Source organism: Kitasatospora purpeofusca, from assembly GCF_036010405.1.
GTDB classification, from domain to species: Bacteria; Actinomycetota; Actinomycetes; order Streptomycetales; family Streptomycetaceae; genus Kitasatospora; species Kitasatospora purpeofusca.
Genome location: NZ_CP108561.1, coordinates 5,202,674 through 5,228,372, shown reverse-complemented (window position 1 = coordinate 5,228,372; position 25,699 = coordinate 5,202,674). Strand labels below are relative to the sequence as shown.

General features: G+C 72.7%; 25 protein-coding genes and 1 tRNA gene. 17 read left to right on the top strand and 9 right to left on the bottom strand.

What is annotated here, in order from left to right:
- Nucleotides 1–32 precede the first annotated feature (32 nt).
- Entirely contained in the window at nucleotides 33–851 is an 819-nt protein-coding gene (locus tag OG715_RS23190; protein WP_266270772.1) for an isocitrate lyase/PEP mutase family protein, read from the bottom strand.
- A gap of 168 nt (nucleotides 852–1,019) precedes the next feature.
- On the opposite strand from OG715_RS23190, the gene OG715_RS23185 reads away from it, so the two are divergent.
- The gene (locus OG715_RS23185) at nucleotides 1,020–1,742 is read left to right on the top strand and encodes an ArsR/SmtB family transcription factor (RefSeq protein WP_266270771.1); all 723 of its coding nucleotides are present in this window, start codon (nucleotides 1,020–1,022) and stop codon (nucleotides 1,740–1,742) included.
- A gap of 35 nt (nucleotides 1,743–1,777) precedes the next feature.
- Here the strand turns inward: OG715_RS23185 and OG715_RS23180 are convergent, their stop codons facing one another.
- From OG715_RS23180 to OG715_RS23170, 3 genes are all read right to left on the bottom strand, one after another.
- On the bottom strand, nucleotides 1,778–2,308 hold the full coding sequence (locus tag OG715_RS23180; RefSeq protein ID WP_266270770.1) for a DinB family protein: 531 nt from the start codon (nucleotides 2,306–2,308) through the stop codon (nucleotides 1,778–1,780).
- Nucleotides 2,305–3,108 carry a VOC family protein gene (locus tag OG715_RS23175; RefSeq protein WP_266270768.1) on the bottom strand — a complete coding sequence of 268 codons (804 nt, stop codon included), beginning with the start codon at nucleotides 3,106–3,108 and terminating at the stop codon, nucleotides 2,305–2,307. The genes OG715_RS23180 and OG715_RS23175 overlap by 4 nt, the downstream gene beginning before the upstream one ends.
- A gap of 161 nt (nucleotides 3,109–3,269) precedes the next feature.
- Nucleotides 3,270–5,744, bottom strand: a complete 2,475-nt coding sequence (locus tag OG715_RS23170; RefSeq protein ID WP_266270767.1) for a terpene synthase family protein — start codon at nucleotides 5,742–5,744, stop codon at nucleotides 3,270–3,272.
- A gap of 249 nt (nucleotides 5,745–5,993) precedes the next feature.
- Here OG715_RS23170 and cyaB point away from each other — a divergent pair, with 249 nt between their 5' ends.
- Together cyaB and OG715_RS23160 are read left to right on the top strand one after the other, a co-directional pair.
- On the top strand, nucleotides 5,994–6,602 hold the full coding sequence (gene cyaB, locus OG715_RS23165; protein WP_266270766.1) for a class IV adenylate cyclase: 609 nt from the start codon (nucleotides 5,994–5,996) through the stop codon (nucleotides 6,600–6,602).
- A 146-nt stretch (nucleotides 6,603–6,748) separates the two neighbouring features.
- Nucleotides 6,749–7,369 (top strand): HhH-GPD-type base excision DNA repair protein, encoded by a 621-nt coding sequence (locus tag OG715_RS23160; protein WP_266270765.1) that lies wholly within the window; start codon nucleotides 6,749–6,751, stop codon nucleotides 7,367–7,369.
- A 96-nt stretch (nucleotides 7,370–7,465) separates the two neighbouring features.
- Here OG715_RS23160 and OG715_RS23155 read toward each other — a convergent pair whose 3' ends face one another.
- Entirely contained in the window at nucleotides 7,466–8,902 is a 1,437-nt protein-coding gene (locus tag OG715_RS23155; RefSeq protein WP_266271796.1) for an MFS transporter, read from the bottom strand.
- 180 nt (nucleotides 8,903–9,082) lie between these two features.
- Between OG715_RS23155 and OG715_RS23150 the strand changes: the two genes are divergently transcribed.
- Nucleotides 9,083–10,048 (top strand): helix-turn-helix transcriptional regulator, encoded by a 966-nt coding sequence (locus OG715_RS23150; RefSeq protein WP_266270764.1) that lies wholly within the window; start codon nucleotides 9,083–9,085, stop codon nucleotides 10,046–10,048.
- A 108-nt stretch (nucleotides 10,049–10,156) separates the two neighbouring features.
- On the opposite strand, the gene OG715_RS23145 is transcribed toward OG715_RS23150, so the two are convergent.
- On the bottom strand, nucleotides 10,157–10,675 hold the full coding sequence (locus OG715_RS23145) for a YbhB/YbcL family Raf kinase inhibitor-like protein (protein WP_266270762.1): 519 nt from the start codon (nucleotides 10,673–10,675) through the stop codon (nucleotides 10,157–10,159).
- A gap of 119 nt (nucleotides 10,676–10,794) precedes the next feature.
- Between OG715_RS23145 and OG715_RS23140 the strand changes: the two genes are divergently transcribed.
- Nucleotides 10,795–11,469 carry a rhomboid family intramembrane serine protease gene (locus tag OG715_RS23140; protein WP_266270761.1) on the top strand — a complete coding sequence of 225 codons (675 nt, stop codon included), beginning with the start codon at nucleotides 10,795–10,797 and terminating at the stop codon, nucleotides 11,467–11,469.
- Nucleotides 11,470–11,639: 170 nt separating this feature from the next.
- Nucleotides 11,640–12,803: a hypothetical protein gene (locus tag OG715_RS23135; protein ID WP_266270760.1), complete on the top strand. Its 1,164-nt coding sequence runs from the start codon at nucleotides 11,640–11,642 to the stop codon at nucleotides 12,801–12,803.
- A gap of 64 nt (nucleotides 12,804–12,867) precedes the next feature.
- On the opposite strand, the gene OG715_RS23130 is transcribed toward OG715_RS23135, so the two are convergent.
- Nucleotides 12,868–14,463, bottom strand: a complete 1,596-nt coding sequence (locus tag OG715_RS23130; protein WP_266270759.1) for a helicase HerA-like domain-containing protein — start codon at nucleotides 14,461–14,463, stop codon at nucleotides 12,868–12,870.
- 180 nt (nucleotides 14,464–14,643) lie between these two features.
- On the opposite strand from OG715_RS23130, the gene OG715_RS23125 reads away from it, so the two are divergent.
- Complete coding sequence (locus OG715_RS23125; RefSeq protein WP_030061387.1) at nucleotides 14,644–14,940, top strand: type II toxin-antitoxin system VapB family antitoxin; 297 nt, start codon at nucleotides 14,644–14,646, stop codon at nucleotides 14,938–14,940.
- A 243-nt stretch (nucleotides 14,941–15,183) separates the two neighbouring features.
- Complete coding sequence (locus OG715_RS23120) at nucleotides 15,184–15,852, top strand: LytR C-terminal domain-containing protein (RefSeq protein WP_266271795.1); 669 nt, start codon at nucleotides 15,184–15,186, stop codon at nucleotides 15,850–15,852.
- A gap of 80 nt (nucleotides 15,853–15,932) precedes the next feature.
- Here the strand turns inward: OG715_RS23120 and upp are convergent, their stop codons facing one another.
- Nucleotides 15,933–16,568 carry a uracil phosphoribosyltransferase gene (upp, locus tag OG715_RS23115; RefSeq protein ID WP_030392574.1) on the bottom strand — a complete coding sequence of 212 codons (636 nt, stop codon included), beginning with the start codon at nucleotides 16,566–16,568 and terminating at the stop codon, nucleotides 15,933–15,935.
- 173 nt (nucleotides 16,569–16,741) lie between these two features.
- On the opposite strand from upp, the gene OG715_RS23110 reads away from it, so the two are divergent.
- The 8 genes from OG715_RS23110 to OG715_RS23075 all read left to right on the top strand — a co-directional run bounded on the left by OG715_RS23110 (nucleotide 16,742) and on the right by OG715_RS23075 (nucleotide 21,848).
- On the top strand, nucleotides 16,742–16,978 hold the full coding sequence (locus OG715_RS23110) for a hypothetical protein (RefSeq protein ID WP_266270758.1): 237 nt from the start codon (nucleotides 16,742–16,744) through the stop codon (nucleotides 16,976–16,978).
- A 241-nt stretch (nucleotides 16,979–17,219) separates the two neighbouring features.
- Complete coding sequence (locus OG715_RS23105; protein ID WP_266270757.1) at nucleotides 17,220–17,765, top strand: tRNA adenosine deaminase-associated protein; 546 nt, start codon at nucleotides 17,220–17,222, stop codon at nucleotides 17,763–17,765.
- A 57-nt stretch (nucleotides 17,766–17,822) separates the two neighbouring features.
- Nucleotides 17,823–18,332: a tRNA adenosine(34) deaminase TadA gene (gene tadA / locus OG715_RS23100; protein ID WP_266270756.1), complete on the top strand. Its 510-nt coding sequence runs from the start codon at nucleotides 17,823–17,825 to the stop codon at nucleotides 18,330–18,332.
- 69 nt (nucleotides 18,333–18,401) lie between these two features.
- Nucleotides 18,402–18,491, top strand: a tRNA-Ser gene (locus tag OG715_RS23095).
- Nucleotides 18,492–19,046: 555 nt separating this feature from the next.
- Complete coding sequence (locus OG715_RS23090; protein ID WP_266271863.1) at nucleotides 19,047–19,187, top strand: hypothetical protein; 141 nt, start codon at nucleotides 19,047–19,049, stop codon at nucleotides 19,185–19,187.
- Nucleotides 19,188–19,247: 60 nt separating this feature from the next.
- Nucleotides 19,248–19,541 (top strand): Dabb family protein, encoded by a 294-nt coding sequence (locus tag OG715_RS23085; protein ID WP_030304383.1) that lies wholly within the window; start codon nucleotides 19,248–19,250, stop codon nucleotides 19,539–19,541.
- Between the two features lie 301 nt (nucleotides 19,542–19,842).
- Complete coding sequence (locus OG715_RS23080) at nucleotides 19,843–20,712, top strand: RNA polymerase sigma factor SigF (protein ID WP_380391018.1); 870 nt, start codon at nucleotides 19,843–19,845, stop codon at nucleotides 20,710–20,712.
- Nucleotides 20,713–20,888: 176 nt separating this feature from the next.
- Nucleotides 20,889–21,848, top strand: a complete 960-nt coding sequence (locus OG715_RS23075; protein ID WP_266270755.1) for an RNA polymerase sigma factor SigF — start codon at nucleotides 20,889–20,891, stop codon at nucleotides 21,846–21,848.
- A 36-nt stretch (nucleotides 21,849–21,884) separates the two neighbouring features.
- On the opposite strand, the gene OG715_RS23070 is transcribed toward OG715_RS23075, so the two are convergent.
- A complete protein-coding gene (locus OG715_RS23070) occupies nucleotides 21,885–22,811 on the bottom strand; it encodes a tyrosine-protein phosphatase (RefSeq protein ID WP_266270754.1) in 927 nt (308 codons plus the stop codon).
- A 412-nt stretch (nucleotides 22,812–23,223) separates the two neighbouring features.
- Between OG715_RS23070 and OG715_RS23065 the strand changes: the two genes are divergently transcribed.
- Nucleotides 23,224–25,602: a type IV pilus biogenesis protein PilM gene (locus OG715_RS23065; RefSeq protein WP_266270753.1), complete on the top strand. Its 2,379-nt coding sequence runs from the start codon at nucleotides 23,224–23,226 to the stop codon at nucleotides 25,600–25,602.
- Nucleotides 25,603–25,699: the final 97 nt, after the last annotated feature.

The following is a 25,699-nucleotide window of genomic DNA, read 5'->3' as shown; positions in this document are numbered from 1 at the left end:
CCCGGAGTGCCGTCGCAGGCCCGGCCCCGCCCTCACCGCCCGTCGGCGTACAGCGACTGGACGGCGGCGTACCCGGGAGTCCCGGCCGCGGCGGCCGGAGCACCGTCGCGGACGGCGAGCGCGGTCGAGACGGCGGCCGCGAGAGCGGTCCGGTAGAGCAGCGAGCCGAGGCTGACCCGGGCGACCCCGAGGCCCGCGAGTTCGGCCAGGGTGGGGCCGGTCGGGGACCAGAGGATGTTCAGCGGGGCGGTGACGGTGCCGCAGATCCGCGCGACGGCGGCCGGGTCGGTCAGCCCGGGGACGAACAGGCCGTCCGCGCCCGCCCGTTCGTAGGCGGCGAGCCGGCGGTCGGTCTCCCCGGCGGGATCCGGCACGGCGAGCCAGTGGGTGTCGGTGCGGGCGTTGACGAACAGCGCCGGCACGGCGGCCTTGATCGCGGCGATCTTGGCGGTGTGCACGGTCGCGGGGGCGAGCGTGCCGTCCGGACGGCCGTCCTCCAGGTTGATGCCGACCACCCCGGACTCCGCCAACTCGACTGCCAGCTCGGCGACTTCGGACGGGTCGTCGCTGAACCCGTTCTCCACGTCGACGGAGAGCAGATAGCGCCCGGACCGACCGAGGCGCCGGGCCAGCCGGAGCGTCTCGTCCCGGGTGGCGGCGGCGCCGTCGGGCAGCCCGGCCGCCGCCGCGACGCCGAGGCTGGTGGTGCCGATCGCGGCGAAGCCCTGCTCCGCGAGGACGGCGGCGGAGGCGTGGTCCCAGGCGTTGGGGAGCAGCAGCGGCACGCCCGGGCGGCGGTGGAGGGCGGCGAACGGGGTGTCGAGCGGGGTGTCGAGCGGGGCGGTGCTCATCGGACGGTCCTCTCGTACGAACGGGGATCGGGTCGGCCCCACCGGCTTCGGGCTCCGGGGGCTCGCCCCCACCGGCTCGGGGCGTCGGAAGCGGTGATCCCGGGGTACCGACCCTAGGACCACGACATTTCGGCGCCCGCCGAACCGTCCCCGGGGCACCATGGACCCATGTCCCTCGCCCGACTGGCCGCCCTGCTCGCCGATCCCACCCGGGCCGCGTTCTGCACGGCCCTGCTCGACGGCCGCGCCTGGACTGCCGGCGAACTCGCCCGGCACGCGGGCGTGGCGCCGTCCACCGCCAGCGAGCACCTCTCCCGACTGATCGGCGGCGGACTGCTGGCCGAGGAACGCCAGGGCCGGCACCGCTACGTCCGGCTGGCCGGACCGGAGGTCGCCACGCTGATCGAGGACCTCTCCTCGTTCACACCCCCGGCAGGAGCGCCCGGCGGGCCGCCGGCCGCCGGCTCCCCCGCCCCGCGCTCCCTGCGCGAGAGCACCCGGCAGAGCGCCGAGGCCCGCGCCCGGACCTGCTACGACCACCTCGCCGGCCGGCTGGGCGTGACGGTCGGCGACGCCGTCCTCGCCCGGGGCCTGGTGACGGAGGAGGACGGTCCGACCCTGACCGCCCTCGGCCGGGCCTGGCTGACCGACCTCGGCGCGGAGCTGCCGCCCCGGGCCGGACGCGCCGGTGCCCGCCCGGTGGTCCGCACCTGCCTGGACTGGACGGAGCGGCGCAACCACCTGGGCGGAGCCTTCGGCGCGCTGCTCTGCCGGACGGCGCTGGAACGGAGCTGGGTGGAGCGGATCGGCACCGGCCGCGCGCTGCGGGTCACGCCGGACGGCGAGCGGGCCCTGCGCGAGCTGCTCGGCGTGGAGCCCCTGACCGTCTGACCCGACGGCGCCCCGGCGCCCTTCGGGTCAGGTGATCAGCCCATCGTCCTCGCCCCGTCCAGCGACTCCCGGATGATGTCGGCATGCCCGGCGTGCTGCGCCGTCTCCGCGATGATGTGCAGCAGCACCCGCCGCGCCGACCAGGCGGCGCCGGGCTCGAACCACGGCGCGGCGGGCAGCGGATGCGCCAGGTCCAGGTCCGGCAGGCTCGCCACCAGCGCGTCCGTCGCGGCGGCCACCTGCTCGTACTCGGTCAGCAGCCCGGCCAGGGTCTCCCCCTCGACCATCCTGAACTGCGCCTCCCAGTCGCCGGGGTCGGACACCATCGCGTCCGCGCCGCCGACCACGAACCGCATCCAGCCGGCCTCCGTCCCGGCCACGTGCTTGATCAGCCCGCCCAGGCACAGCGCGCTGGCCGTGGTGCGCCGGGCGGCCTGCTCGTCGGTGAGGTCGCGGACCGTGAAGCGCAGGAACCCCCGGTGCTTGTCGAGGGTCTGCAGCAGGTCCGCCCGCTCGCCGCCGAGCCCGGACGCCCCCGCCGCCCCCGCCGACTGCGGCGCGCTCACTCCGCGACCATGACCGGCATGTCGCCGGCCGTCCGACCGAGGTCGATCACGCCGAACGCCGCGCCCTGCGGGTCGCCGACCGCCGCGAACCGGCCGAACGGGCTGTCCATCGGACCGAAGTACAGCTTGCCGCCCCGGTCGGTGACCTTGGCGACGGTGGCATCGCAGTCGTCCACGGCGAAGTACACGCTGAGGTAGTTCGGCGCCTCGGCCGGCAGGTCGGTCGGCCCTGCCAGCATCCGGCCGAGCACCGGCTGCTCCCGGACGTGGAAGATCTTGTAGTCCACCTGCTCCGAGTCCATCCGCTTCACGGCGTAGGGGAAGACGGCGGGGAAGAAGCGGTCGGCGGCGGTCTCGTCGCGGGTGATGACCTCGGCCCAGGTGTACGCGCCCGAAGCTCCCTGCTTCTCGAAGCCCTCGTGGGTACCGGCCTGCCAGACGCCGAAGACGACCCCGGCCGGGTCCTTGGCGATCACCATCGAACCGAAGTCGCCCACCGCCATCGGGCCCATCAGGACCTCGCCCCCGGCGGCGCGGATCTTCTCGGCGGTGGTGGCGGCGTCGGGGGAGGCGAGGTAGAGGCACCAGGCGGACACCGAGGTCCCGTCCTGGCCGGGCATCGGCGGGACGATCGCCGCGACCGCCTTGCCGTCGGAGTAGGCCTGGGTGTAGTTGCCGTACTCGGAGGAGGACTCACCGAAGGTCCAACCGAGTACGTCGCCGTAGAAGGCCTTCGCGCCCTCCAGGTCGGTGAACATCGCGTCGGCCCAACAGGGCGTTCCTTCGGGTAGCACGGGCATGGCAAAGCCTCTCGTGTGGCGTTTTGTCCCGATTCGCCACCCTAGCCAGTACCCTGCCTCCGCGCGCGCCAAGAGCCCGCGGCCCGCCGGGAGGACCAAGCCCCCGGCGGGCCGCCGCAGACGTCCGATCGGCCCCGCGGCCTCCCCGGCCGCCGGCCTCCTCAGGACCCGACCGCGACCCGGCCGAAGGCGCCCGCCACCGAGGCCGCCGAAGTCCCGAGCCCGGTCGGCCCCACCAGCAGCGCGCCCACCGCGGCACCGGCCGACTCCACCGCCGCCTCCGCCACCGGCACGGCCGCGTCCTGCCCGAAGTGCCGCAGCAGGTCCTCCTCCCGGTACCGGCGGCAGTCCCGGTGCCAGATCAGGATCCCGGCGAGCCAGTTCTCCAGCTCCTTCACGTACCCGGCGAGCGTCGCCCGGGCCGGCCCGTCCAGCCCGAAGTCCTCGAACATCACCGGGAACTCCTCGACCGCCACGTGCCGGAACTGGTCGAGCCGCGAGTGCATCAGGTCGTCGACGATCCGCACCGCCGCCGGGTAGTCGCAGTCGAAGAAGTTCTGCACCACCAGGACGGCGTTGTGCACCTCGCCCTCGAACTCCACCTCCTTCTGGTACGAGTGGAGGTCGTTCATCAGCGCCGCGTAGTCGGCGGACGCGTTCTCCAGCGACCGCATCGGACCGCTCGCGTAGACGCCGTCCGGCACGACCTTCCCGTGCGCCAACCGGGACAGGGCCATGGTGAGGTCGGAGCCGAAGGTGGCGCGGCGCATCTCCAGGTAGTCGACCGGGTCCGGGATCCGGTTCTGGACCTGGTTGTTGAGCTCCCAGATCCAGCTCTCCACCATGGTGTCGACGGCCGTGCGGAACTTCCCCCGCGCCTCGGGCGCCATCGGGCCGGCGGTCCGCGCCCAGAGGTCGGCCAGCGCGCGCTCCAGCGCGTTCAGCGGCTCCGCGCCCGGTTCCCCGTCCACCGGCATGAGCAGCAGGTACCGCTCGCGCACCGCCTTGGCCCCGGCCAGGTCGCCGGTCCGGCCGAAAGCCCGCGGGAACCAGTCGTCGGCGTACGTCCCCCACAGCAACCAGTCGGTGGTGAGGTCGAGTTGGTCGGCACTGGCGTCGGGGTGGATGCCGGCCGCGCAGAGCGCGAGGTCGTAGTCGGCCGCGTCCGCCGTGCTCCAGACGCCCGCGGTCGGGTCCCCCGGCCGGGCCTCCAGCAGGCCCATCCGGCCCGCCCACTCGACCGCGTGCAGCCGCGAGGCGTCCAGGCAGGGGTTCAGCTCGACCGTGAACGGCAGCCGGAACTCCGGCAGTCGGGACGGCCCGACGGCCTGGAAGGGCACATGCGCGTGCGTCCGCGTCCGCCGCACCCCCGGCTCGACGTCCCCGCGCGAGCCGCCGATCAGCCCGGTCCCGGGCGACTCCAGCGAGGCGCCGGCCCCCCGCAGCGCTCCGAGCAGGGCCGCCACCGGTGACTCCCCGACCGTCGGCGCCCAGTCCCGCGTCACCGGCCCGCTCCGGCTCAACGAGCCCAGCTCCTCGGCCAGATCACCCAGCGCCCCGCCGGACCGCAGGACGTCCAGCGCCGACGTCCCGACCCCTCCGATCGCGAACGGGTCCCACCAGGTGGTCGCGTCCGCCGCAGCGCCGCCGCCGTTCATGTACCGGCTGGACCGCATGTGCCACTCGTGCCCGCCGGCCTGCCAGTCCTGCAGCCCCTTGACGTACGCCAGCACCCGGGCCTGCTGGTGCGCGTCCAGCCCGGTGTCGGCGAACAGCTGCGGCAGCTCCGTCACCACGGTGTTCTCGAACTGCTGGAGGCGCGAGGTGAGCAGGCCGTTGACGGCGTCCGCCGCCTCCTGCGTCGTGCACTCCAGGAACTTCTCCAGCACCAGCACGCCGTTGCTGAGCTCGCCCTCGTCCTCGACCTCGCGCTGGTAGGAGAACAGGTCGTTGCGCAGGTGGACGCCGTCCGAGAAGGCGTCCATCAGCACCCGCAGTGGCCGCGACCCCGACACCCCGGCCGGCACCTCGGCCCCGGCCGCGTACTCGATCAGCCCGGCGGACCACGGCGCGCCGCCCACCTTGCGGCGCATCTCGATGTACTCGACCGGGTTGGCGACCCGGCCCGCGTTGATGTTCGCGAGCTCCCAGAGCGACTCGTTGAGCAGGTTCCGGGTGCTCTCGGCGAACCGCACCCGCCAGTCCTCGCCCATCGCCGGCACCGTCCGCCGCCAGAGGTCCGCCAACCCGGCCTCGACCGGGTTGGTGGGCTCGGGCATCTCCGCCGCCGGATCGGCCGGCATGAACAGCGGCAGCCGGTCCAGGTACGCCTTGCCGCCCACCCGGTCGTTGGTCCGCTTGAAGACGTCCAGGAAGTGGTCGTCGAAGAAGAACACCCACACGTACCAGTCGGTGACCAGCGACAGCACCTCGGCCGACGCGTCGGGGTGGGTGTAGGCGCAGAGCAGCCCGTAGTCATGGGCGTCCAGGTCCGCCCGGGTCCAGATGCCCGACCCCTCCAGCATGCCCATCTCCCGGGCCCACACCGAGGAATGGGCCCGGGCCTCGTCGAGATGCGGATTGAGCCGCGCCGGGTGCGGCACGTAGAAGGAGGGCAGTTCGAACGGCTGGGACACCGGGCGAGCCTTTCTGGACGCGTCGACGAGGCCGACACAGCATTACCCGACTCCACCGCTCTCAGCCGGAGAACCGGAACAGTCATATGAGATAGCCCAGTTCGAGCCGATCCAGTCGAACACCTGACCAGTCCCGCCCGATTAAATGGATCACCCGTACGACTGATCGGCTCCACCCCACCCTTCCGACGCCTGCCGACCCACTACGCTCGGACCGCGCCGGTCGAGGGCGTCACCACGCCGCCCACCATGGCGAGTTCGGCATCCGACAACCGACAGGGGCACACCGCCGTGGAGTACACCGAGGTCGAGCAGAAGTTCCGACTCGTCGGCCCGGCCGACGGGTTGAAGGAGCGGCTGGCCGCGCTCGGCGCGCGGCCGGGGAGTCCGACCCGGCAGGTCGACACGTACTACAACGCGCCGCACCGGGACTTCCTCGGCCAGGAGGTGGTCTCCGAGTGGCTGCGGGTGCGGGTCGAGGACGGTGCGGCTTCGGTCAACTTCAAGCGGTTCCATCCGATCGCCTCGCCGGTGAAGACGCACTGCGACGAGTACGAGAGCACGGTGGGGGACGCGGAGGCGGTGCGGCGGCTGCTCGCCTCGCTCGACTTCACCGAGCTGACGGTCGTGGACAAGACCCGCGAGGAGTGGCACGTCGACGGGATCGCGGTGGCCTTCGACCGCGTCGCCGGGCTGGGCGAGTTCGTCGAGTTCGAGTTCAAGGGGGAGGCCGCCACCGTCGCCGGGGCGACCGCCCGGCTGGAGGCGTTCATCGGCGGCCTCGGCCTCGCGCCCGGGGCCGGGCTCGGGGAGCGGATCCGCCTCGGTTACCCCCATCTGACCCTCGGTCTGGAGTGACGGCGCCGCCGGCGCACAGAAGTCCGCCGACGAACCAACCCGCGCTTCCAAGGAATCAGCTGGTCATGGCGTGTTGACGCGGCCCCCTCGGCGCCCGCCCGGCAGACTGGGCGCGACCCGAATCCACGCTCCGAGGAGGTCAGCCCATGAACGTCACCGTGCGGCTCGCGCAGCAGCCCGAGGCCGACGAACTGCTGGGGCGGAGCCCGCTCGCCGCGCTCGTCGGGATGCTGCTGGACCAGCAGGTGCCCATGGAATGGGCGTTCACCGGACCGCTCACCATCGCCGGGCGGCTGGGGCACGAGGACCTGGACGCGCACGAGATCGCCACGTACAACCCGGAGGAGTTCGTCGCCCTCCTCTGCGAGAAGCCGGCGGTGCACCGGTACCCGGCGGCGATGGCCAAACGGGTGCAGCAGCTCTGCCAGTTCCTGGTGGCGCAGTACGACGGGGACGCCGCCGCGCTCTGGAAGGACGTGGCGACCGGGCGGGAGCTCCTCAGCCGGCTCAACGCCCTCCCGGGGTTCGGGAAGCAGAAGTCGCAGATCTTCCTCGCCCTGCTCGGCAAGCAGTACGGCGTGCGGCCGGAGGGCTGGCGCGAGGCGGCCGGGGCGTACGGCGAGGACGGGGCGTTCCGCTCGGTCGCGGACATCACCGGCCCCGAATCGCTGGAACGGGTGCGCGCCACCAAGCAGGAACTGAAGCTGGCCGCCAAGGAGGAGAAGGCGGCGAAGGACGCCCGGGCGAGGACCAGGGTCCGCGCCTGAGCGTCCGACCGCACCGGGAGCCGGACGCCTGGGCGCCGGGTGTGCGAGAGGGGCCGGAGAGAAACGTCTCTCCGGCCCCTCGGCACAGGACGCCCCCTAGACCAGGGCGAGTTCCCGCTCGGTCTCCCCGGCCTCCCCGGCCTCCCCGGCGGCGGCCGGAGCGGCCTGCGCCGACTGCTTCCCGGGCAGCGCGAACATCAGCAGGAACACCACCGCGAGCACCCCCAGCACCCACCACATCGCGTGCTGGAACGCGCCCACGAACGCCGGGCCAGCCGCCGCCCCGGCCGGCACCGCGTCGAAGAACGCCACCGACACCAGCCCCAGGCCGAGCGCCAGGCCCACCTGGTTCACCGTGTTGATCAGCCCGGAGGCCGAGCCGGCGTGCTCCTGCGGGACCTCCGCCAGCACCGCGTTGGTGATCGGCGCGACGATCAGGCCCATCCCGGCCCCCATCACCACCAGCGGCAGCGCCATCTGCCAGGGCGCGATGCCGGTCCCGTACCGGTGCGCCTCCGCGATGTAGACGAGCACGCCGACGGCCATCACCAGGGCCCCCGCCTGGAGCACCTTCCGCCCGAACCTGGGCACCAGCTGCTGCACCGAGACCCCGGCCGCCGTCGACACCGCCAGCGAGAACGGGATACCGGTCGCACCGGCCTTCAACGGGCTCCAGCCCAGGCCGAACTGCATGTAGAGGGTCCAGACCAGGAAGAAGATCCCGGACACCACACCGAAGGTCAGCTGGACGCCGATGCCCGCCGCGAAGGACTTCACCCGGAACAGCGACAGCTCCACCAGCGGCGAGCCGTCCCGCCGGGTCTTGACCCGCTCGTACGCGACGAACAGCGCGAACACCGGCAGGCTCCCGGCCATCACCAGGTGTCCCCAGAGCGGCCAGCCGGCCTCCCGGCCGTGGGTCAGCGGGTAGATCAGCATCAGCAGTCCGGCACTGGCCAGCAGCACGCCCGGCAGGTCCAGCCGGAGCGCCTTCTCGGCCTTCGACTCGCCGATGTAGATCCGGCCGAGCACCAGACCGGCGATCCCGACCGGCAGGTTGATCAGGAAGATCGGCCGCCAGCCGAGCCCGAGCACGTCCCACTCCGTCAGGAGCGCGCCGATCAGCGGTCCGCTGACCGCGCCCAGCCCGACCACCGCGCCGAACAGGCCGAACACCTTGCCGCGCTCCTCCGCCGGGAAGGTCGCGTGGACGATGGACAGCACCTGCGGCACCATCAGCGCCGCCGTCCCGCCCTGGAGGATCCGCATCGCGACCAGCACCTCGGGGCCGCTCGCGAGACCGCAGAGCGCGGAGGCGAGGGTGAAGCCGGCCATGCCGATCAGGAAGAGCCGCTTCCGGCCGTGGATGTCGCCCAGCCGGCCGCCGGTGATCAGCCCGATCGCGAAGGCCAGCGCATACCCGCCGGTCACCCACTGCACGGCGGAGAACGACGCTCCCGTGGACTCCTGGATGCTCGGGATCGCGATGTTCACGATCGTGACGTCCACCAGGTCCATGAAGGAGGCGGTCATCACGATCGCCAGTGCGATCCACCTCCGCCGGTCCGACACCGTCACCGGTCCGGTCGCCGCGCCCGAACCCGAATCCTTCTGCACCACACGCTCCTCGTCGCCGTTCCTCATCAGCACGTGGACCACATTAGGAAGCATGTAGGTCAGATCCTGGCCTCGACTTCCGGCACCCTGGACCTCATGACCGATACCCCGGCACGACTCCTCAGCCTGCTCTCCCTGCTGCAGACCCCGCGCGAGTGGCCCGGCAGCGAGCTCGCCGAACGGCTCCGGGTCAGTCCCCGCACCATCCGCCGCGACATCGACCGGCTCCGCGAGCTCGGCTACCCGGTCGAGGCCGCGATGGGCCCGGTCGGCGGCTACCGGCTGGTCGCGGGCACCGCGATGCCACCGCTGCTGCTGGACGACGAGGAGGCGGTGGCGATCGCGGTCGGCCTGCGCGCCGCCGCCGGACACGCCGTGGTCGGCATCGAGGAGGCCTCGGTGCGCGCCCTCGGCAAACTGCTCCAGGTGCTGCCCTCCCGACTGCGCCACCGGGTCTCCACCCTCGACCGGGCCACCCTCCCGCTGCTCGGCGGCGACGGCCCGACCGTCGACCCGGAGGACCTCACCGTGATGGCCAACGCCGTCGCCAACCACGAGCGCCTGCGCTTCGGCTACCGGGCCGGCAACGGCGCCGAGACCCGCCGCCAGGTCGAGCCGGAGCGCCTGGTCTCGGCCGGCCGCCGCTGGTACCTGGTCGGTTTCGACCTCGACCGGGACGACTGGCGGCTGTTCCGGGTGGACCGGGTCAGCGAGCCCTTCGCCACCGGCGCCCGCTTCACCCCGCGCCCGCTCCCCGCCGAGGACGCCGCCGCGTACGTCGCGAGCAAGCTCCGCCGACAGTCCTCCGCCTACACCCTGGACGCCACCCTGCGACTCCCCGCCGAGGACGCCCGGCACCGCCTGGGCGGCTACGGCGACACCGAGGTGGAACCGGTCGACGAGCACAGCTGCCGGCTGCGCTCCCGCACCGACTCCCTGGAATGGCTGGCGATGCGCCTGCTGATGGTCGGCTGCGAGTTCGAGGTGCACTCGCCGCCCGAGCTGCGGACCCTCCTGCGCACCATCGCCGACCGCGCCGGGCGCGCGGCCGACCCGGCCTGAGGCGGGACGGCAACGGGACCCGACCGGACCCGGAAACGGACGACGACGACGACGCCGCCGCCCGCAGGGTCGCGCGGGCGGCGACGGTACTGCTGTCGGGACCGGTCCTCAGACCCCGAACTCGGCGGTGAGCACGGCCCGCGCCAGGGTGTGGAAGGTGATGTGGAAGCCGATCTGGGCCGCCGGGGTCTCGGCCGCGACGTCCAGGGCGTCCACGTCGAGGGCGTGCACGGCGAACGCGTAGCGGTGCACGGGCCCGGGCGGCGGGGCCGCGCCGTCGTACTGGTTGCCCGGGAAGTCGTTGCGCCCGTGGAAGGAGCGCTCGCCCGGCAGGTCGCCGTCGGAGGCACCGGCGCCGCGCGCCAGGCCGGCCGTGTCGGCGGGCAGGTTCAGCGCCAGCCAGTGCCACCAGCCGGAGCCGGTCGGCGCGTCCGGGTCGTAGCAGGTGACCGCGATCGAGCGGGTGCCCTCCGGCAGGCCCGACCAGGCCAGCTGCGGCGAAAGGTTGCCCCCGGCGTGGATGAACTCCTGCGCCAGCGTGCCGCCTTCGGCGATGTCCTCGCTGGTCAGCTCGAAGGACGGCACCTGCGGCAGGAATTCGTACGGCAGCGGCGGACGCACACTCATGGAGGGTCACCTCTCGGCACGGCGGGATAAGGGGAGGCCCGGGCCCGGACGCGGGCCGTCGGACAGGATTCACTTTAGTAGGGTGACCAACCGCCCGGCGCGGCCCTACAGTCGGGCACATGGCTCCGCGATCCGCCCGACTGCTCCGCGACTCCCGTGCCGCGCTCCTCACGATGCTCGGCGTGCTGGCCGTCATCTGGGCGGTCCAGGTGGCGAACTGGCTGGACGACTACCGGCTCTCCTACGAGTACGGCATGAGCTCGGGACGGCTCGACGAACTGCCCGACCTGCTCACCATGCCGTTCCTGCACTTCGGTTGGGAGCACATCGAGGCCAACTCCTGGCCGCTGTTCGCGTTCGGCTTCCTGGCCGCGTACCGGGGCATGAGGCGCTTCCTGCTCGCGACCGCGCTGATCGTGGTGTCCAGCGGTCTGACGGTCTGGTGGTTCGAGCGCCCCGAGGCCGTCACGGCGGGCGCCAGCGGCGTGGTCTACGGGTACTTCGGCTATGTGGTGCTGCGCGGGATCTTCGACCGCAACCTGGTGGACACGGTGATCGGCGTGGTCGTCGCCGCGCTCTACTCCTACCTCCTGCTGGGCGTGCTGCCGAGCGCCCAGGGAGTCAGCTGGCTGGGCCACCTGGGCGGACTGGCCGGCGGGCTCCTCGGCGCCTGGCTGCTGCGCGACCGAGGGCCCCGGCGGTCCCCGGAGACGCCCGCCGCGGCCGGCCCGGGCACGGCGACCGGCAGCCCGGCCTCCGCCCTGCTCAAGGAACTCGACGACCTCGGCATCTGAGCCCCGGCTACCGGCACCCGTCCCCGCATCCCCCTCGGCATCCCCCTGCTTCCCTCCCGGCACCCGCTCCGACCGGCCGAAACGGCGCGCCGTCGCAGCCAGGTATAGACCATTGCGCACCCCGCCGGTTAGCGTGGGCGGGCACCCGCCCCCTGCTCCGGAGCCGCACCGTGGAGTCGTCCGTCCTCGCCTTCGCCACCGACCTCCTCGACGAGGGCGCCGACACCTTCTTCGGCAACCTCACCGACCGGGCCGGGGTCGGCGGTGTCACCCTCGCCTCGGTCTACCACGAGGCCCGCGACGTCTTCCCGCACAACCCCCGCCGGGTGATCCGCTACCTGGAGCCGGGCGCGGCGTACTTCCGCCCCGACCCGGCCCGCTGGTCCGGCCGCCGGCTGCGGCCCGCGCCGTCCACCGCGATCGGCGACCGCGACCCCTTCGCCGAGGCCGCCGCGGAGGCCGGCCGGCGCGGCCTGAAGCTGCACGCGTGGACGGTCTTCTGCCACAACGACCGGCTCGGCTTCGAACACCCGGACTGCGCCCCCGCCAACGCCTTCGGCGACCGCCACCTCACCGAGCTGTGCCCGGCCCACCCGGAGGTCCGCGAGTACGCCCGCACCCTGGTCACCGAGCTGGCCCGGTACGGCGTGGACGCGATCCGGGCGGAGTCGCTGCACTTCCACGGCCTGCGCCACGGCTACCACCACGAGCGCTACTTCGAGGAGCTGGGCCCGGCCGCCGAGGCGCTGCTCGGGCTCTGCTTCTGCGCGCACTGCCGGGCCGCCGCCGTCCGTGCGGGCGTCCCCGCCGAGGAGGTGGCCGCGACGGTCCGCGCCGAGGTCCGCCGCCGGCTGGCCGACGAAGCGGCGGCCGCCGAACCGGCCGCGCTGGACGAGCTGGCGGACGGCGCGGTCGCCGCCTACGTGGACGCCTCGGCCGCGACGGTGACCTCGCTGGCCGCCGAACTCGCCGAGGAGGCGACCCGCCACGGCATGCGGCTGAGCTTCATGGACGGCGGCGGCCCGGGCACCGGCTGGCTGTCCGGGATCGACCTGCCGGGGCTGGCGAAGGCCGCCCACCAGATCGAGACCCTCGGCTACGCCCGCACCCCCGAGGCGGTCCGCGAGAAGGTCGCCGCCTTCGCCCTGCACGGGGTGCGCCCCCAGGACATGGCGGTGATCCTGCGTCCGATGGCCTCGGACTGCGACGGCCCCGCCGACCTCGCCGCCAAGATCGCCGTGCTGCGCGACCTGGGGGTGCCGGAGGTCGAGTTCTACCACTACGGCCTGATGCGGCTGTCCTCGCTGGACCGGATCGGCGCCGCGCTGGCCTGAGGCCCCGGCCGGGCCTCCACCGACGGTCCCGGCCGACCCTTCACCGGCGACCCCGACCGGCCTCTCAACGGCGCCGCCGCGAGGTCCCGAACAGGCTCCGGGAGATCTCCCGCCCGAGCTGCGTCCCGGCGGAACGGGCGAAGGACTTGAGCGCCGGGTTGCTCATCAGCGACCCCAGCAGCCCGCCGCCGCCCTCCTGCGTCCGTTCCGCCGCCCGCTCCGACGACCGCCCCGGCGACCGCTCGCGCGCGGGCTCCGCACCGCCCGCAGGCGCCGGGTCCGGCACCGGCTCCGCCTCCGGCCGGGCCGCCCGCGCCGCCAGCTTCTCGTACGCCGACTCCCGGTCGATCGCGTCCCGGTACTTCCCCGCCAGCGCCGACCCGTCCACCGCGGCCTGCAGCGCCGCCGGCGCGATCGGCCCCATCAGCGACTGCGGCGCCCGCAGCCTGGTCGCCGCCACCGGCGTCGGCGCGCCCTTCTCGGACAGCACCGTGATCACCGCCTCACCGGTCCCGAGCGAGGTCAGTACCTCCCCCAGGTCGTAGGCGGGCGACTTCGGGAAGGTCGAGACGGTCGCCTTCAGCGCCTTGGCGTCGTCCGGGGTGAACGCCCGCAGCGCGTGCTGCACCCGGTTGCCCAACTGCGCCAGCACGTCCGCCGGCACGTCCTTGGGCGTCTGGGTGACGAAGAAGATCCCGACCCCCTTCGAACGGATCAGCCGGACGGTCTGGGTGATCGCCTCCAGGAAGGCCTTGGAGGCGCCCTTGAACAGCAGGTGCGCCTCGTCGAAGAAGAACACCAGCTTCGGCCGGTCGAGGTCCCCGACCTCCGGCAGCTCCTGGTAGAGGTCGGCGAGCAGCCACATCAGGAAGGTCGAGAACAGCCTCGGCCGGTCCTGCACCGCCGGCAGTTCCAGCACCGAGACCACGCCCGCGCCCCCGTCCGCCGTCCGCAGCAGCTCGGCGGTGTCGAACTCCGGTTCGCCGAAGAACGCCCCCGCCCCCTCGTTCTCCAGCAGGGTGAGCGAGCGCAGGATCACCCCGGCGGTGGCGGCGGAGATCCCGCCGATGCCCTTCAGCTCCTCCTTGCCCTCCGGCGAGGTGAGGAAGGTGATGACCGCCGTGAGGTCCTTCAGGTCGTACAGCTCCAGGCCGTTGCGGTCGGCGTAGTGGAAGACCAGGCCGAGTGAGGACTCCTGGGTCTCGTTCAGGTCCAGCACCTTGGACAGCAGCAGCGGGCCGAAGCTGGTCACGGTGGCCCGGAGCGGGATGCCGCTGCCCAGGCCGCCGAGCGCGTAGAACTCGGCCGGGCAGCCGCGCGGCTGCCAGTCCTGGCCCACCTCGGCGGCCCGGGCGGCGGTCCGCTCCCCCGGCTCGCCGGGCGCGGCCACCCCGGACACGTCGCCCTTGATGTCGGCGAGGAACACCGGCACGCCCTGGGCGGACAGCTGCTCGGCGATCAGCTGGAGGGTCTTGGTCTTGCCGGTGCCGGTGGCCCCCGCCACCAGCCCGTGCCGGTTGAGCACCGCGAGCGGCACCCGCACCGGGGCCTCGGCGTACGCGGTGCCGTCCAGCAGCACCGCGCCGAGGTCCAGTGCGGGCCCGGTGAAGGCGTACCCGTCGGCGATCTCCCGGACGGCGGACGGAACGAGAGCGGACATCGGGCACCCTCCCGGGCGGTGCGGCGGCCCCGAGGGCCGGAGGAACGGGCGTCGATCCCGAGGGATCTACACGACATTTCCCATGAAACAGCCGCAATCCCCCGCCCGCAGCTCGCACCGGTGCGCGTGGCGACGCCACGGCTGCTGGGCCATCCGCCGCCCAAACGGTAGGCTTTCCGTGTGATCTTCAAGCGCATCGGCAATGGTCGGCCGTACCCGGATCACGGCCGTACCAGCACCCGCCAGTGGGCGGACGTCGCCCCGCGCCCGGTGCGACTCGACCAGCTGGTGACCACCAAGGGACAACTGGATCTGGAGACCCTCCTGGCGGAGGACTCCACCTTCTACGGGGACCTCTTCGCGCATGTCGTGAAGTGGCACGGGGACCTGTACCTGGAGGACGGACTGCACCGCGCGGTCCGCGCCGCGCTCCAGCAGCGCCAGGTGCTGCACGCCCGTGTCCTCGAAATGGAATGACCACCGGGCCGGTCCACCAGGCCGCACGTGTCGGACCGCCCCCCGGTCAGTACCGGGGGGCGGTCCGTTCGTACCGGGGTGCCGCCATTCGGGTCCCGGAGTACTCCGGATGATGATCGTTTAGTACCTTCGCGGCAGTACGGCACTAATCTGCTGACTACGGCCGCGATCGCCTTCCCGCGACGCCGCGTCCCACCTTCACCCGATCCCCGCCCCGGCACGAGGGGGAGACAAACCGTGAGCATGTTGACTCCCCAAGGTCTGAAGGGGAAGCAGTACCGGATCACCGGCAACGCGTATCCGCGGCTGGGCCGCCCACCGAAGAAGAGCCGCAAGGTGTTCGCACTGCTCGGCGCGCTGCTCGCGCTGGCACTGATCGGCCTCGGCGGCGTCCAGCTCTGGGACATCTTCAGCGGCAAGGGCAAGAACGCCTCCGCCCAGGCCTGCGCCGGCCCCTCCGGCAAGCCGCTGGCCGCCCCGACCCCGGAGGCGCCGACCGTACCCGGCACGGCCGCCGCCCCGATCGACCCCGCGGCGGTCCCGCAGCCCGCGGCCGTCACCGTGAACGTCTACAACGCGACCGCCAAGGCGGGCCTGGCCGCCCGCACCGCCGAGGAGCTCAAGAAGCGCGGCTTCACCATCGGCAAGGTCGGCAACGCCCCGGCGGAGCTCGACAAGAAGGTGCCCGGCACCGCCCAGGTGGTCGCCGGCCCGGCCGGCGCCGGGGCGTCCACCCTGGTCGGCTCGGTGATCGCCGGTGCCACCAGCACCGCCGACGCCCGGACCGACGGCACCGTGGACTTCGTCATCGGCGACAGCTACAACACCCTGCTCGACGACACCCAGGCCGCCGCCGCGCTGGCCCTGGCCACCCGGCCGGTCCCCGCCCCGAGCAGCACTGGCAGCTGCTGACCGGCCACCCCGGACACGGATACGACGGAGCCCCCCGGTCCTGGACCGGGGGCCTCCGCCGTATCCGTGTCCGGACGGGGTCAGCCCGCCGTGCCGTACAGCCGGTCGCCGGCGTCGCCGAGGCCCGGGACGATGTAGCCGTTCTCGTTCAGCCGCTCGTCGACGGCCGCGGTGACCACGGTGACCGGCAGGCCGGACAGCTCGCGCTCCATCACCGCGACGCCCTCCGGGGCGGCAAGCAGCACCACGGCGGTGACATCGGTGGCGCCGCGCTCGATCAGCATCCGGATCGCCGCGACCAGCGTGCCGCCGGTGGCCAGCATCGGGTCGAGCACGTACACCTGGCGGCCGGACAGGTCGTCCGGCATCCGGGTGGCGTAGGTGGAGGCCTCCAGGGTCTCCTCGTTGCGCACCATGCCCAGGAAGCCGACCTCGGCGGTCGGCAGCAGCCGGGTCATGCCGTCCAGCATGCCGAGGCCGGCGCGCAGGATCGGCACCACCAGCGGGCGCGGGTAGGACAGTCGGGTACCGGTGGTGACGGCCACCGGGGTGGTGATCTCCACCTCCTCGGTGCGGACGTCCCGGGTGGCCTCGTACGCGAGGAGGGTCACCAGCTCGTCGGTCAGGCGACGGAAGGTCGGCGAGTCGGTGCGCTCGTCGCGCAGGGTGGAGAGCTTGTGGGCGACCAGGGGGTGGTCGACGACGTGGATCCGCATGCGTCGAGGTTAGCCCGCGCCCGGACGCCCGTACGACACGCCGTGCCAGGCCGCGCCGCGCGCCGCCCGGGCCGGTGCTCACTCTGCTGTGACGCGCGGTGACGCACCGCGAATGTCCGGACGGAACCGCCTCCTGTGGTATCAACCCGGCCGATCTGGGAAAGTCAGGTCCTATGACGAGCAACCCGAACCACGGGAACGGCTCGGCGGACGGGGCCCCGACCCCGTCGGGCGGCCTCTCGGGCCCGCCCCCGGACCGTCCGGAGACCGAGGCGGAGCGCCGCAGGCGCCGCGCTGTCTTCCTGCGCGAACTCACCGAGGCCCGCGAACTGCGCGAGCGGGTCCAGCCCCGCCGCACCAAGGAACGCCGGATGCGCGAGGCGATGCGGATGCGAACCTTCCGGATCTGACGGCCTCTCCACGGGTTCTCCACAGTCCCGCTGCCACCCGGTCGCCGTACACCGTCCGGCGGCCAGCCCTTCCGACACGACCTGCAAAGACGCGCTGCAGAACACCCCCCGCAGAGCCTGGCTTTCTGTCACGATTCCGATGGGACGGTCCGAACAGCGGGCCGCTTCTGGCGCGGGGGCGGCCAGTTCCGCGCCGCCCGAGCGTGTCGACAGCCGAGACGAGATCTTGGGAGTGTTCCTGGTGGCGTACTTCGCTGCAGTGCTTGCTCGCTCCGAGGACGGGTGGGATGTGAGCGAGACGGAGCTGGACTCCGTCGAGACCCTCGCCGACCTGGCCGATCTGGCCCGCGGGGCGGCCCAGGACGACGACAGCGTCCTGGTCTTCATCGAACAGGAGGACGCCTGGTTCGCCATCGTCCGGGTGGACGGCGAGGAGGACCCGCGCATCTTCGTGTCGGACGGCGCCGCCGCCGCCCGCAGCTCCTACGGCTCGGTACTCACCGACGAACTGGTGGACCAGGCCGGCGAGAGCGAGTTCGGCGACCTCGACAACCTGGTCGCCGAGCTGGAGGAGGAGGCCGGGGCCGAGGAGCAGGACGACGAGGACGGCGAGGGCCACAACGGGGTCCCGGTCGGCCCGCTCGGCGACGCCCACCTGCTGACCGAGTTCGGCCTCGCCGCGGACGCCCTGCTCTCCCTCAGCGGCGAGGGCGCGGTGCCCGGTGACGCCCTGGAGGAGATCGCCGAGGCGCTCGGCTGCGGCGAGGTCCTGGAGGCCGTCCGGTAACGCCCCGTGTCCACCGCCCGGACAACCGGGCCCCCGACATACCCGACACTGGATGCCATGCAGTCCGCCCGCCCGATCCCGCCGCTGCCCGCTCCCGTCCGCCCCGATCCGGTCCGCGACCGCTGGGCGGCGCCGATGCGCCTCGCCATCGCCGAGGCCGCCCTGGCGCCGGCCACCGGGGACGTCCCGGTCGGGGCACTCGTCCTCGGCCCGGACGGCGGGATCATCGGCCGGGGCCACAACGAGCGCGAGGCCGTCGGTGACCCGACCGGCCACGCCGAGGTGGTCGCGGTCCGCGAGGCCGCGCGCAGGGTCGGCGAATGGCGGCTGAGCGGCTGCACCCTGGTCGTCACCCTGGAGCCCTGCACCATGTGCGCGGGCGCGATCGTGCTCTCCCGGATCGACCGTGTGGTCTACGGCGCCCTCGACGAGAAGGCCGGCGCGGCCGGCTCGCTCTTCGACGTGATGCGCGACCGGCGGCTCAACCACCGCCCCGAGGTGATCCCGGGCGTCCTCGCCGACGAATGCGGCGCGCAGCTCCGCGCCTTCTTCGACACCCAGCGCTGACCCGCCCCCCGCGACCGCCCCCGGATACGGATTTCGTTCCCGCGCCACCCGTCCGGTAGAGTTCCCCTCGGTAGCGTGTCCGAGCGGCCAAAGGAGCACGCCTCGAAAGCGTGTGTGGGGGCAACTTCACCGTGGGTTCGAATCCCACCGCTACCGCCAGCCAGACCGAGAGCCCGTCCGGAGATCCGGACGGGCTCTCGGCGTTCCCGCGCACCGCGGACGGGCGGGGCCTCCCCGGACGCGGATGGGGACCCGGACGCGAGCACGCGTCCGGTCCGGGTCCGGGTCCGGGTACGAAAAATGGCTCCGTACCCGTCGGCCGATGACCACCAACGCCTGTCGAGTACGGAGCCTGGAAGGGGGGAGCGGCTCGGGGGGACTGACCGCTCCCCCGGGCGGAGTCCCACAACCGGGAGCCGCGTCGGGGGGGAAGTCGCGGCGCCCGGTCCCACAGCGGGGGCTCCGGATCCATGTACCGGTGATTCCTGCCAGATCCCTCGGTACATCAACCATCCTGCCGTCCGCGCCGGGCCGCGGCACCCGGAGAAAGGCCCCTGTCGCGGGGACCTTCGTCCCGCCGAGTGAACGCGTCGCACACTTGATAGACCGTCCGGGTGGATAAGCTGCCCGTTGCACGGGCCGCTCGGGGACCGAACGGCGGCGGCCCACGGCAGGGAAGAAGGTCACCGGATGGCGCAGGCGAAGAAGATCGGAATGGTCCTCCTGCTCATCTTCGTGCTCTACACGATCATCACCTCGCCGGCCCGCTCGGCCGAGCTGGTGCAGTTGGGCTTCGAAGGCATCTCCAACGCCGCCAAGGCGATCGGCACGTTCATGACCGGCCTGGTGAAGTAGTCCGGGACCCACCGGCTACGGTGGGCCCGACATCCGACCCCGTCCGCGAGGAGCGGCACCGTGATCCGCCACCTGGTCCTGTTCAAGCTCAACGAAGGCGTCAGCAAGGACGACGAGCGCGCGCTCGCCGGCGCCGAGGCCTTCGCCGGGCTCGGCCCGGTCGTCCCCGAGCTGCGCGAGTGGGAGTGCGGCTGGAACACCACCGACCGCGACATCGCCCACGACTACGCCATCAACAGCCTGGTCGAGGACCGTGAGGCCCTCCAGGCGTACCTCACCCACCCGGCCCACCAGGCCGCGGCCGCCCAGTGGCGCGAGTTCGCCACCTGGGTGATCGCCGACATCGAGGTCTGACCCCGGCGGACCCTTCTCCGGACGCCCCGGCCCCGGCCGGCGCGTCCCCCGGACGGCCCTCGGCGCCCCGCCCGGCACCCGGGCGGGGCGCCTTGCTCTGTCCAGGAACCGTCCCCGGCCCACCCCTCCGACGGGACCGCCCGGCACCGGGCTCCGCACCAACACACCTCTGCGCGGTACTTGCCCGACACACGCCCGCCTTGTGATGCTATGACCGGTTTTGCCGGACATGGTGAGGTGAGGAACGAGACAGGGCACCCGGTCCGCAGGTCCCACCGTTGTCAACATTGGGAGGGGTGACGTGTCCGTGCGGACACCAGGGAGCGCACCGGACGACGAGGTGCTCGCCACCGTGATCAGCCCGGCCGGAGAGCTCCGCCCGGACGGCCTGCGCGGCCCCGGCGGACGTCCCACCGTCGATGTCCGGACCCTCACCCGGGTGCTCTTCGAGCGGCTGGCCGAGCTGCCCCCCGAAGCCCCCGAGCGGGAACGGGTCCGGGCCGCGCTGATCGAGGTCAACATCCCGCTGGTCCGGTACGCCGCCACACGCTTCCGCAGCCGCAGCGAGCCGATGGAGGACGTCGTCCAGGTCGGCACCATCGGGCTGATCAACGCCATCGACCGCTTCGACCCCGGCCGGGGCGTGCAGTTCCCGACCTACGCGCTGCCGACCATCCTCGGCGAGATCAAGCGCTACTTCCGCGACAACGTCCGCACCATGCACGTCCCGCGCCGGCTCCAGGAGCTCTGGGTGCAGGTCAGCGGGGCGATGGAGGAGCTCACCGTGACCCACGGCCGGACTCCCAAGGTGCCGGAGATCGCCGCCAGCCTGCGCATCCCCGAGGAGGACGTCCGGGCCTGCCTGGACGCCGGGCGGGCCTACAACGCGGCCTCCCTGGAGGCCGCCCAGGAGCACGAGGGCGGCCTGGCCCTGCTCGACCGGCTCGGCTACGAGGACTCCGCGCTGGCCGAGGTCGAGCACCGGGACATGGTCCGCCACCTGCTGGTCCAGCTGCCCGAGCGGGAGCGGCGGATCGTCATGCTGCGCTTCTTCGCCAATCTGACGCAGTCGCAGATCAGCACCGAGCTGGGGATGTCCCAGATGCACGTCTCCCGGCTGCTGTCCCGGATCCTGACCAGGCTCAGGACCGGCAACTCCTGGGACGAGTGACCGGCCCGCCGCGTCACGGCCCGACAACGGGGCGTCACCGCCGCGTGACATCTTGCGACGTTCGGGTTTGCCGGGGAGCGTGAGCCGGTATGGAGGGGGGAAGAGGGCCGGCCGGGAGCACGGGAACGTTCCCCCGGCGGCACCCGTTGGACCGTCAGTCACGAGGGGGTGGGTGCATGTCCGGAGACCTGGGCACTGCGGAGATCCACGCTGAAGCGGCCTCCGCCGCGCAGATCCCGCTCCAGCGGGCCGGTACCGCACCGGACTCCGGGACGGCGCCGGACGTCGGGACGCCGCCGGGCCCCGGGGCCGCGGCGGACGCCGGAGTCGCAGCGGACACCGGAGCCGCGCCGGGCACCGGAGCGCCGGCCTCCGGGCTCGACACCCGGACGCTCTCGCGCTCGCTGTTCGTGCGGCTGGGTGCCCTCGAACCGGGCAGCACCGAGCACACCTACGTCCGTGACACCCTCATCGAGCTCAACCTGCCGCTGGTCCGCTACGCCTCGGCGCGGTTCCGCAGCCGCAACGAGCCGATGGAGGACATCGTCCAGGTCGGCACGATCGGCCTGATCAAGGCGATCGACCGCTTCGACCCGGAGCGCGGGGTCGAGTTCCCGACCTTCGCGATGCCGACGGTGGTCGGCGAGATCAAGCGCTTCTTCCGCGACACCAGTTGGTCGGTGCGGGTGCCCCGGCGGCTCCAGGAGCTGCGGCTGGCGCTCACCAAGGCCGGCGACGAGCTCGCCCAGCGGCTCGACCGCTCCCCGACCGTCGCCGAGCTGGCCGCCTGCCTCGGCGTCAGCGAGGAGGACGTGGTCGAGGGTCTGGCGGTCGGGAACGCCTACACCGCGAGCTCGCTGGACTCCAGCCCGAGCGACGAGGACGGCGAGGGCCCGCTGGCCGACCGGCTCGGCTACGAGGACCTCGCGCTGGAGGGCGTGGAGTACCGGGAGTCGCTCAAGCCGCTGCTGGCCAAGCTGCCGCCGCGCGAGCGCCGGATCATCATGCTGCGGTTCTTCGGCAATCTGACGCAGTCCCAGATCGGCGAGGAGATCGGCATCTCCCAGATGCACGTCTCGCGACTGCTCACCAAGACCCTCACCCAGCTGCGCGCGGGCCTGACCACCGAGGGCTGAGCGGGCCCGCGCGGCGGGCAGTGGGCCGGGGGCGGCTCAGGCCTCCGGCACATCGGCGCCCACGGGCGGCTCCGCGGCCGTCCGGGGGGCCGTCGCGCCCACCGGGGCCGCGAGGTCCGAGTGCACGCCGGGCTCCAGCAGATTGGCCCGCAGGCCCGCCAGCACGCCCCCGTCCAGACCGAGGCCGTCGGCCCAGAACGCGTCGAAGTCCGGCCAGCCGGCCCCGACCTCCGCGAAGGCCGCCTCCAGGTAGTGCCGCTCGGCCCGGAAGACCGGAAGCAGCAGCTCCGGCTCGCTCATCAGACCGCGGACCCGCAGGCTCTCCAGGACGGTCCCGACCACGGCGGCGGAACGCTCGTTGGTAAGCAGATAATCCGTGAACACCGTTTCCCGGTCCACGCCCAGCGCGGTCAGCAGTACCGCCGCCGTCCACCCCGTCCGGTCCTTTCCGGGCGAGCAGTGGAAGAGCAGCGGCGAGGCGCCCGGTTCGGCCAGGAGCCTCAGCACCCGGCCGAATTGTTCGCGGGCAATGGAATCGGTGACGAACCACCGGTAGAGGCCGGTCATCATCGCCCCGGCGCGACCGTCCCCGAGCAGGGCGCGCTGCCCGGCCGGGTCCCGTTCGGCCAGCGCCGAGCGCAGGGTCGCCTGGATGTCGAAGTCCACCGCGAAAACCGGTAGGTGATGCAGGGTCATGCCGTCGGCCGTCCGGTCCGCCCCGGCCTCGCGGACCTCGTCCCGACTGCGCAGGTCGACGATCCGGCGCAGGCCCAGCCCCGCCAGCCGCCCGAGGTCCTCGTCGGTGAGGCGGTTCAGGCCGTCGCTGCGCAGCGCGACGCCGGCCCGGAGCACCAGCCCCTCGGCCGTGCGGTAGCCGCCGAGGTCGCGGGCGTTCACGGCACCGAACAGGCCCAGGCTGCGGGCGGCCGGGAAATGGGCGGCTCCGGTCGGCCGATCGGTCACACTGCGCCCCCCATTGGATATTCGGACGGTGACATGGCACAACCGTGAGCGATATTGCATGAACCTGCCCATCAAAACGGCAGGATGTGCAAGAGTGTCACGGGCAACGCGGCCAGTGTAGGGTCCGGTTCATCCGTCGGGTCGCACGATGGGTGAGCAGCGGTAACGCTCGGTTCCAGGCTTTAATTTTTAATTGATTATTTGCGCAGCCGGCACGTTTTCGGCCACAATCAGCGCCCTCATGGCCCGACCATGAACGTTGGTAACAGATTCGCTGCACTCCTGCCCATTCGGTCCCGCCAGGAACGCAAGTTCCACCAGGATGGGCGGCGGGCAGCCTGCTGCCCTCGAACAGCTACAGGGCAGGTGAACGCGAGCAGCGGAGCGCCCTGCCCAGGGGAGGAAAGACAACATGGGTCGAGCGACCCGAAGAGTTGCCGCCTGCGCGGCAGCCGTTCTGCTGGCCGGCGGCCTGCAGTCGTCCCTCGCGCACGCCGCCACCACTACGCCCCGGATCGACCTCACCGTGCTGGTGATCAGCGACGGCGGTCCGGCCACGGCCGCCATCGCGGCCGAGCTCAAGAGCCAGGGCACCCCGTACAAGCTCGTCGATCTCAACGACGCCGGCCGTCCGCTGATCGACACGGCCTTCCTCAGCGACACGCTGAACGGCCAGCCGCGCGGCAAGTACCAGGGCATCGTCCTGCCGAACGACAACCCGTTCACGGCCGGCTCCGCGGAGACGGCCGCGATCGCCGCGTACGAGGCGGCGTTCGGTGTCCGTCAGGTCGACGCCTACACCTACGCCCGCCCCGATGTCGGCCTGAACTGGGCGGTCAACCCGGGTTACATGGGCACCCTGGACGGCTTCCAGGGCCAGGTCACCGCCTCGGGCCTGGGCGGATCGTTCGGGTACCTCAAGGGCACCATACCCTTCGAGGACAACGACCCGGCCATCTCGGAGAGCTACGGCTACCTGTCCACTCCGAGGACCGACCTGCCCGCCGGCTCCACCTTCACCCCCCTGGTCGAGGTGCCGATACCCGGCAGCACCGCCAAGGGCTCGCTGGTCGGCGAGTACGCCCACGACGGCCGCAAGGAACTGGTCGTCACCTTCGTCTACAACCAGTACCAGCAGCAGTACCGGCTGCTGGCCCGGGGCATCGTCGACTGGATCACCCAGGGCGTCCACCTCGGCTACGACCGCAACTACTTCGCGGCCCACGTCGACGACGTCTTCCTGGCCGACGACCGCTGGGACACGGTGCTGAAGTGCACCCCCGGTGATGTCACCTGCCCGCCCGGCACCCCGGAGACGGCCAACCCGATCCGGATGACGGTCGCCGACGCGCAGTTCGCCAAGCAGTGGCAGCTGGACCACAACTTCACCATGGACATGGTGTTCAACGGCGGTGGCAGCGAGGACTGGAAGGCCGACCACGAGACGACCACCGACCCGGTGGTCGACCAGATGATCGCCGACCAGACCAGCTACCGGTGGGTCAACCACACCTACACCCACCCGTACCTGGGCTGCCTCCAGGACGTCTCGGTGGTCCCGTGGAAGTGCACCAAGAACGCCGCGGGCAGCACCGTCTGGGTCGACCAGGCCACCATCACCTCCCAGATCAAGAACAACCTCGACTGGGCGACCGCCCGGGGCCTGACCCTGGACAAGTCCGAGCTCGTCACCGGCGAGCACTCCGGTCTGCTGACCGCCCCGCAGGAGACCAGCGACAACCCGTACCTGGCCCCGTCGCTGGCCGCCAACGGGGTCAAGTGGACCGCCAGCGACGCCTCCCGCGAGCCCGCCCAGCGGGCCGTCGGCGCGGCGCTGACCGTCCCGCGGTACCCGATGAACGTCTTCTACAACGCCGCCACGGCGAAGGAGGAGACCGACGAGTACAACTGGATCTACACCAGCGCGGCCAACGGCGGCAGCGGCGTCTGCGAGAACAACGCCAACTCCACCTGCCTGCCGACCCCGCTCGACGTGAACACCGGCTACCAGTCGTACATCGTGCCGCTGGAGGCCCGGATCGACCTCGGCCACGTGCTGAACAACGACCCGCGGCCGCACTTCATCCACCAGTCGAACCTGTCCGAGGACCGGATCGTCTACCCGGTGCTGGAGAAGGTCCTCTCGACCTACCGCTCGCTGCACGCCGACAACACCCCGGTCGTGAACCTGGCGCAGAAGGACCTCGGTCTGGAGTTCCAGCGCCGCGCGGCCTGGAGCAGCGCCGTCAGCAACGGCCAGGTCACCGCCTACCGCGTCGGCAACGCGGTCCGGGTCAGCGCCCCGTCCGGCGTCCAGGTCCAGGCCACCATGCCGACCGGCACGGTCCAGCAGCTCGCGATCGGCACCGCCGCCTTCGGCACCGCCTACGCGGGCTCGCTGTCCGGCTGGGTCAAGCCCGGCCAGCTTCAGAGCGCCGTCCAGCTGCAGCTGCCGGCCGCGCCGGCCGCCCCGGCGCCCGTCAGCCCGTCGGTCGCGGCCAAGTCCGTCGCGGCCCCGGCCCCGGCCGACACCAAGGTCGTCCCGCAGGGCACCGCGGACGCCGTCCCGGCCGGTCCGGGCGACACCGACCGCACCGACGCGCCCACCCTGGTCCCCGGTAGCGGGGCCCCGGTGGCGGGCAAGAACGTCGCTCCTGGTACCACTGCTGGTAAGGCGACCGGTACCACCGGGAAGGCCGCCGGCAAGGGCGACACCGCACAGCACGGCAAGGCCTCCGGGGGGAAGGCCGAACCCGTCAAGAAGACCGCCGGTACGTCCGGCACCCGCTAGACAGGTGAACCCGGTGGCGGGTCGGCTCCCCCGGCCCGCCACCGGCACCACCCACCGGCCGAATCGGCCGGGAGCTTGAGGCAAGAACAGGAGGGGG

What these genes read in the sequence shown, in the direction of transcription:
- OG715_RS23190 (WP_266270772.1), bottom strand. Translation starts at nt 851, where the DNA reads ATGAGCACCGCCCCGCTCGACACCCCGCTCGACACCCCGTTCGCCGCC.
- OG715_RS23185 (WP_266270771.1), top strand. Translation starts at nt 1,020, where the DNA reads ATGTCCCTCGCCCGACTGGCCGCCCTGCTCGCCGATCCCACCCGGGCC.
- OG715_RS23175 (WP_266270768.1), bottom strand. Translation starts at nt 3,108, where the DNA reads ATGCCCGTGCTACCCGAAGGAACGCCCTGTTGGGCCGACGCGATGTTC.
- cyaB (WP_266270766.1), top strand. Translation starts at nt 5,994, where the DNA reads ATGGCGAGTTCGGCATCCGACAACCGACAGGGGCACACCGCCGTGGAG.
- OG715_RS23160 (WP_266270765.1), top strand. Translation starts at nt 6,749, where the DNA reads ATGAACGTCACCGTGCGGCTCGCGCAGCAGCCCGAGGCCGACGAACTG.
- OG715_RS23155 (WP_266271796.1), bottom strand. Translation starts at nt 8,902, where the DNA reads ATGACCGCCTCCTTCATGGACCTGGTGGACGTCACGATCGTGAACATC.
- OG715_RS23150 (WP_266270764.1), top strand. Translation starts at nt 9,083, where the DNA reads ATGACCGATACCCCGGCACGACTCCTCAGCCTGCTCTCCCTGCTGCAG.
- OG715_RS23145 (WP_266270762.1), bottom strand. Translation starts at nt 10,675, where the DNA reads ATGAGTGTGCGTCCGCCGCTGCCGTACGAATTCCTGCCGCAGGTGCCG.
- OG715_RS23140 (WP_266270761.1), top strand. Translation starts at nt 10,795, where the DNA reads ATGGCTCCGCGATCCGCCCGACTGCTCCGCGACTCCCGTGCCGCGCTC.
- OG715_RS23130 (WP_266270759.1), bottom strand. Translation starts at nt 14,463, where the DNA reads ATGTCCGCTCTCGTTCCGTCCGCCGTCCGGGAGATCGCCGACGGGTAC.
- OG715_RS23120 (WP_266271795.1), top strand. Translation starts at nt 15,184, where the DNA reads ATGTTGACTCCCCAAGGTCTGAAGGGGAAGCAGTACCGGATCACCGGC.
- upp (WP_030392574.1), bottom strand. Translation starts at nt 16,568, where the DNA reads ATGCGGATCCACGTCGTCGACCACCCCCTGGTCGCCCACAAGCTCTCC.
- OG715_RS23110 (WP_266270758.1), top strand. Translation starts at nt 16,742, where the DNA reads ATGACGAGCAACCCGAACCACGGGAACGGCTCGGCGGACGGGGCCCCG.
- tadA (WP_266270756.1), top strand. Translation starts at nt 17,823, where the DNA reads ATGCAGTCCGCCCGCCCGATCCCGCCGCTGCCCGCTCCCGTCCGCCCC.
- OG715_RS23090 (WP_266271863.1), top strand. Translation starts at nt 19,047, where the DNA reads ATGGTCCTCCTGCTCATCTTCGTGCTCTACACGATCATCACCTCGCCG.
- OG715_RS23075 (WP_266270755.1), top strand. Translation starts at nt 20,889, where the DNA reads ATGTCCGGAGACCTGGGCACTGCGGAGATCCACGCTGAAGCGGCCTCC.
- OG715_RS23065 (WP_266270753.1), top strand. Translation starts at nt 23,224, where the DNA reads ATGGGTCGAGCGACCCGAAGAGTTGCCGCCTGCGCGGCAGCCGTTCTG.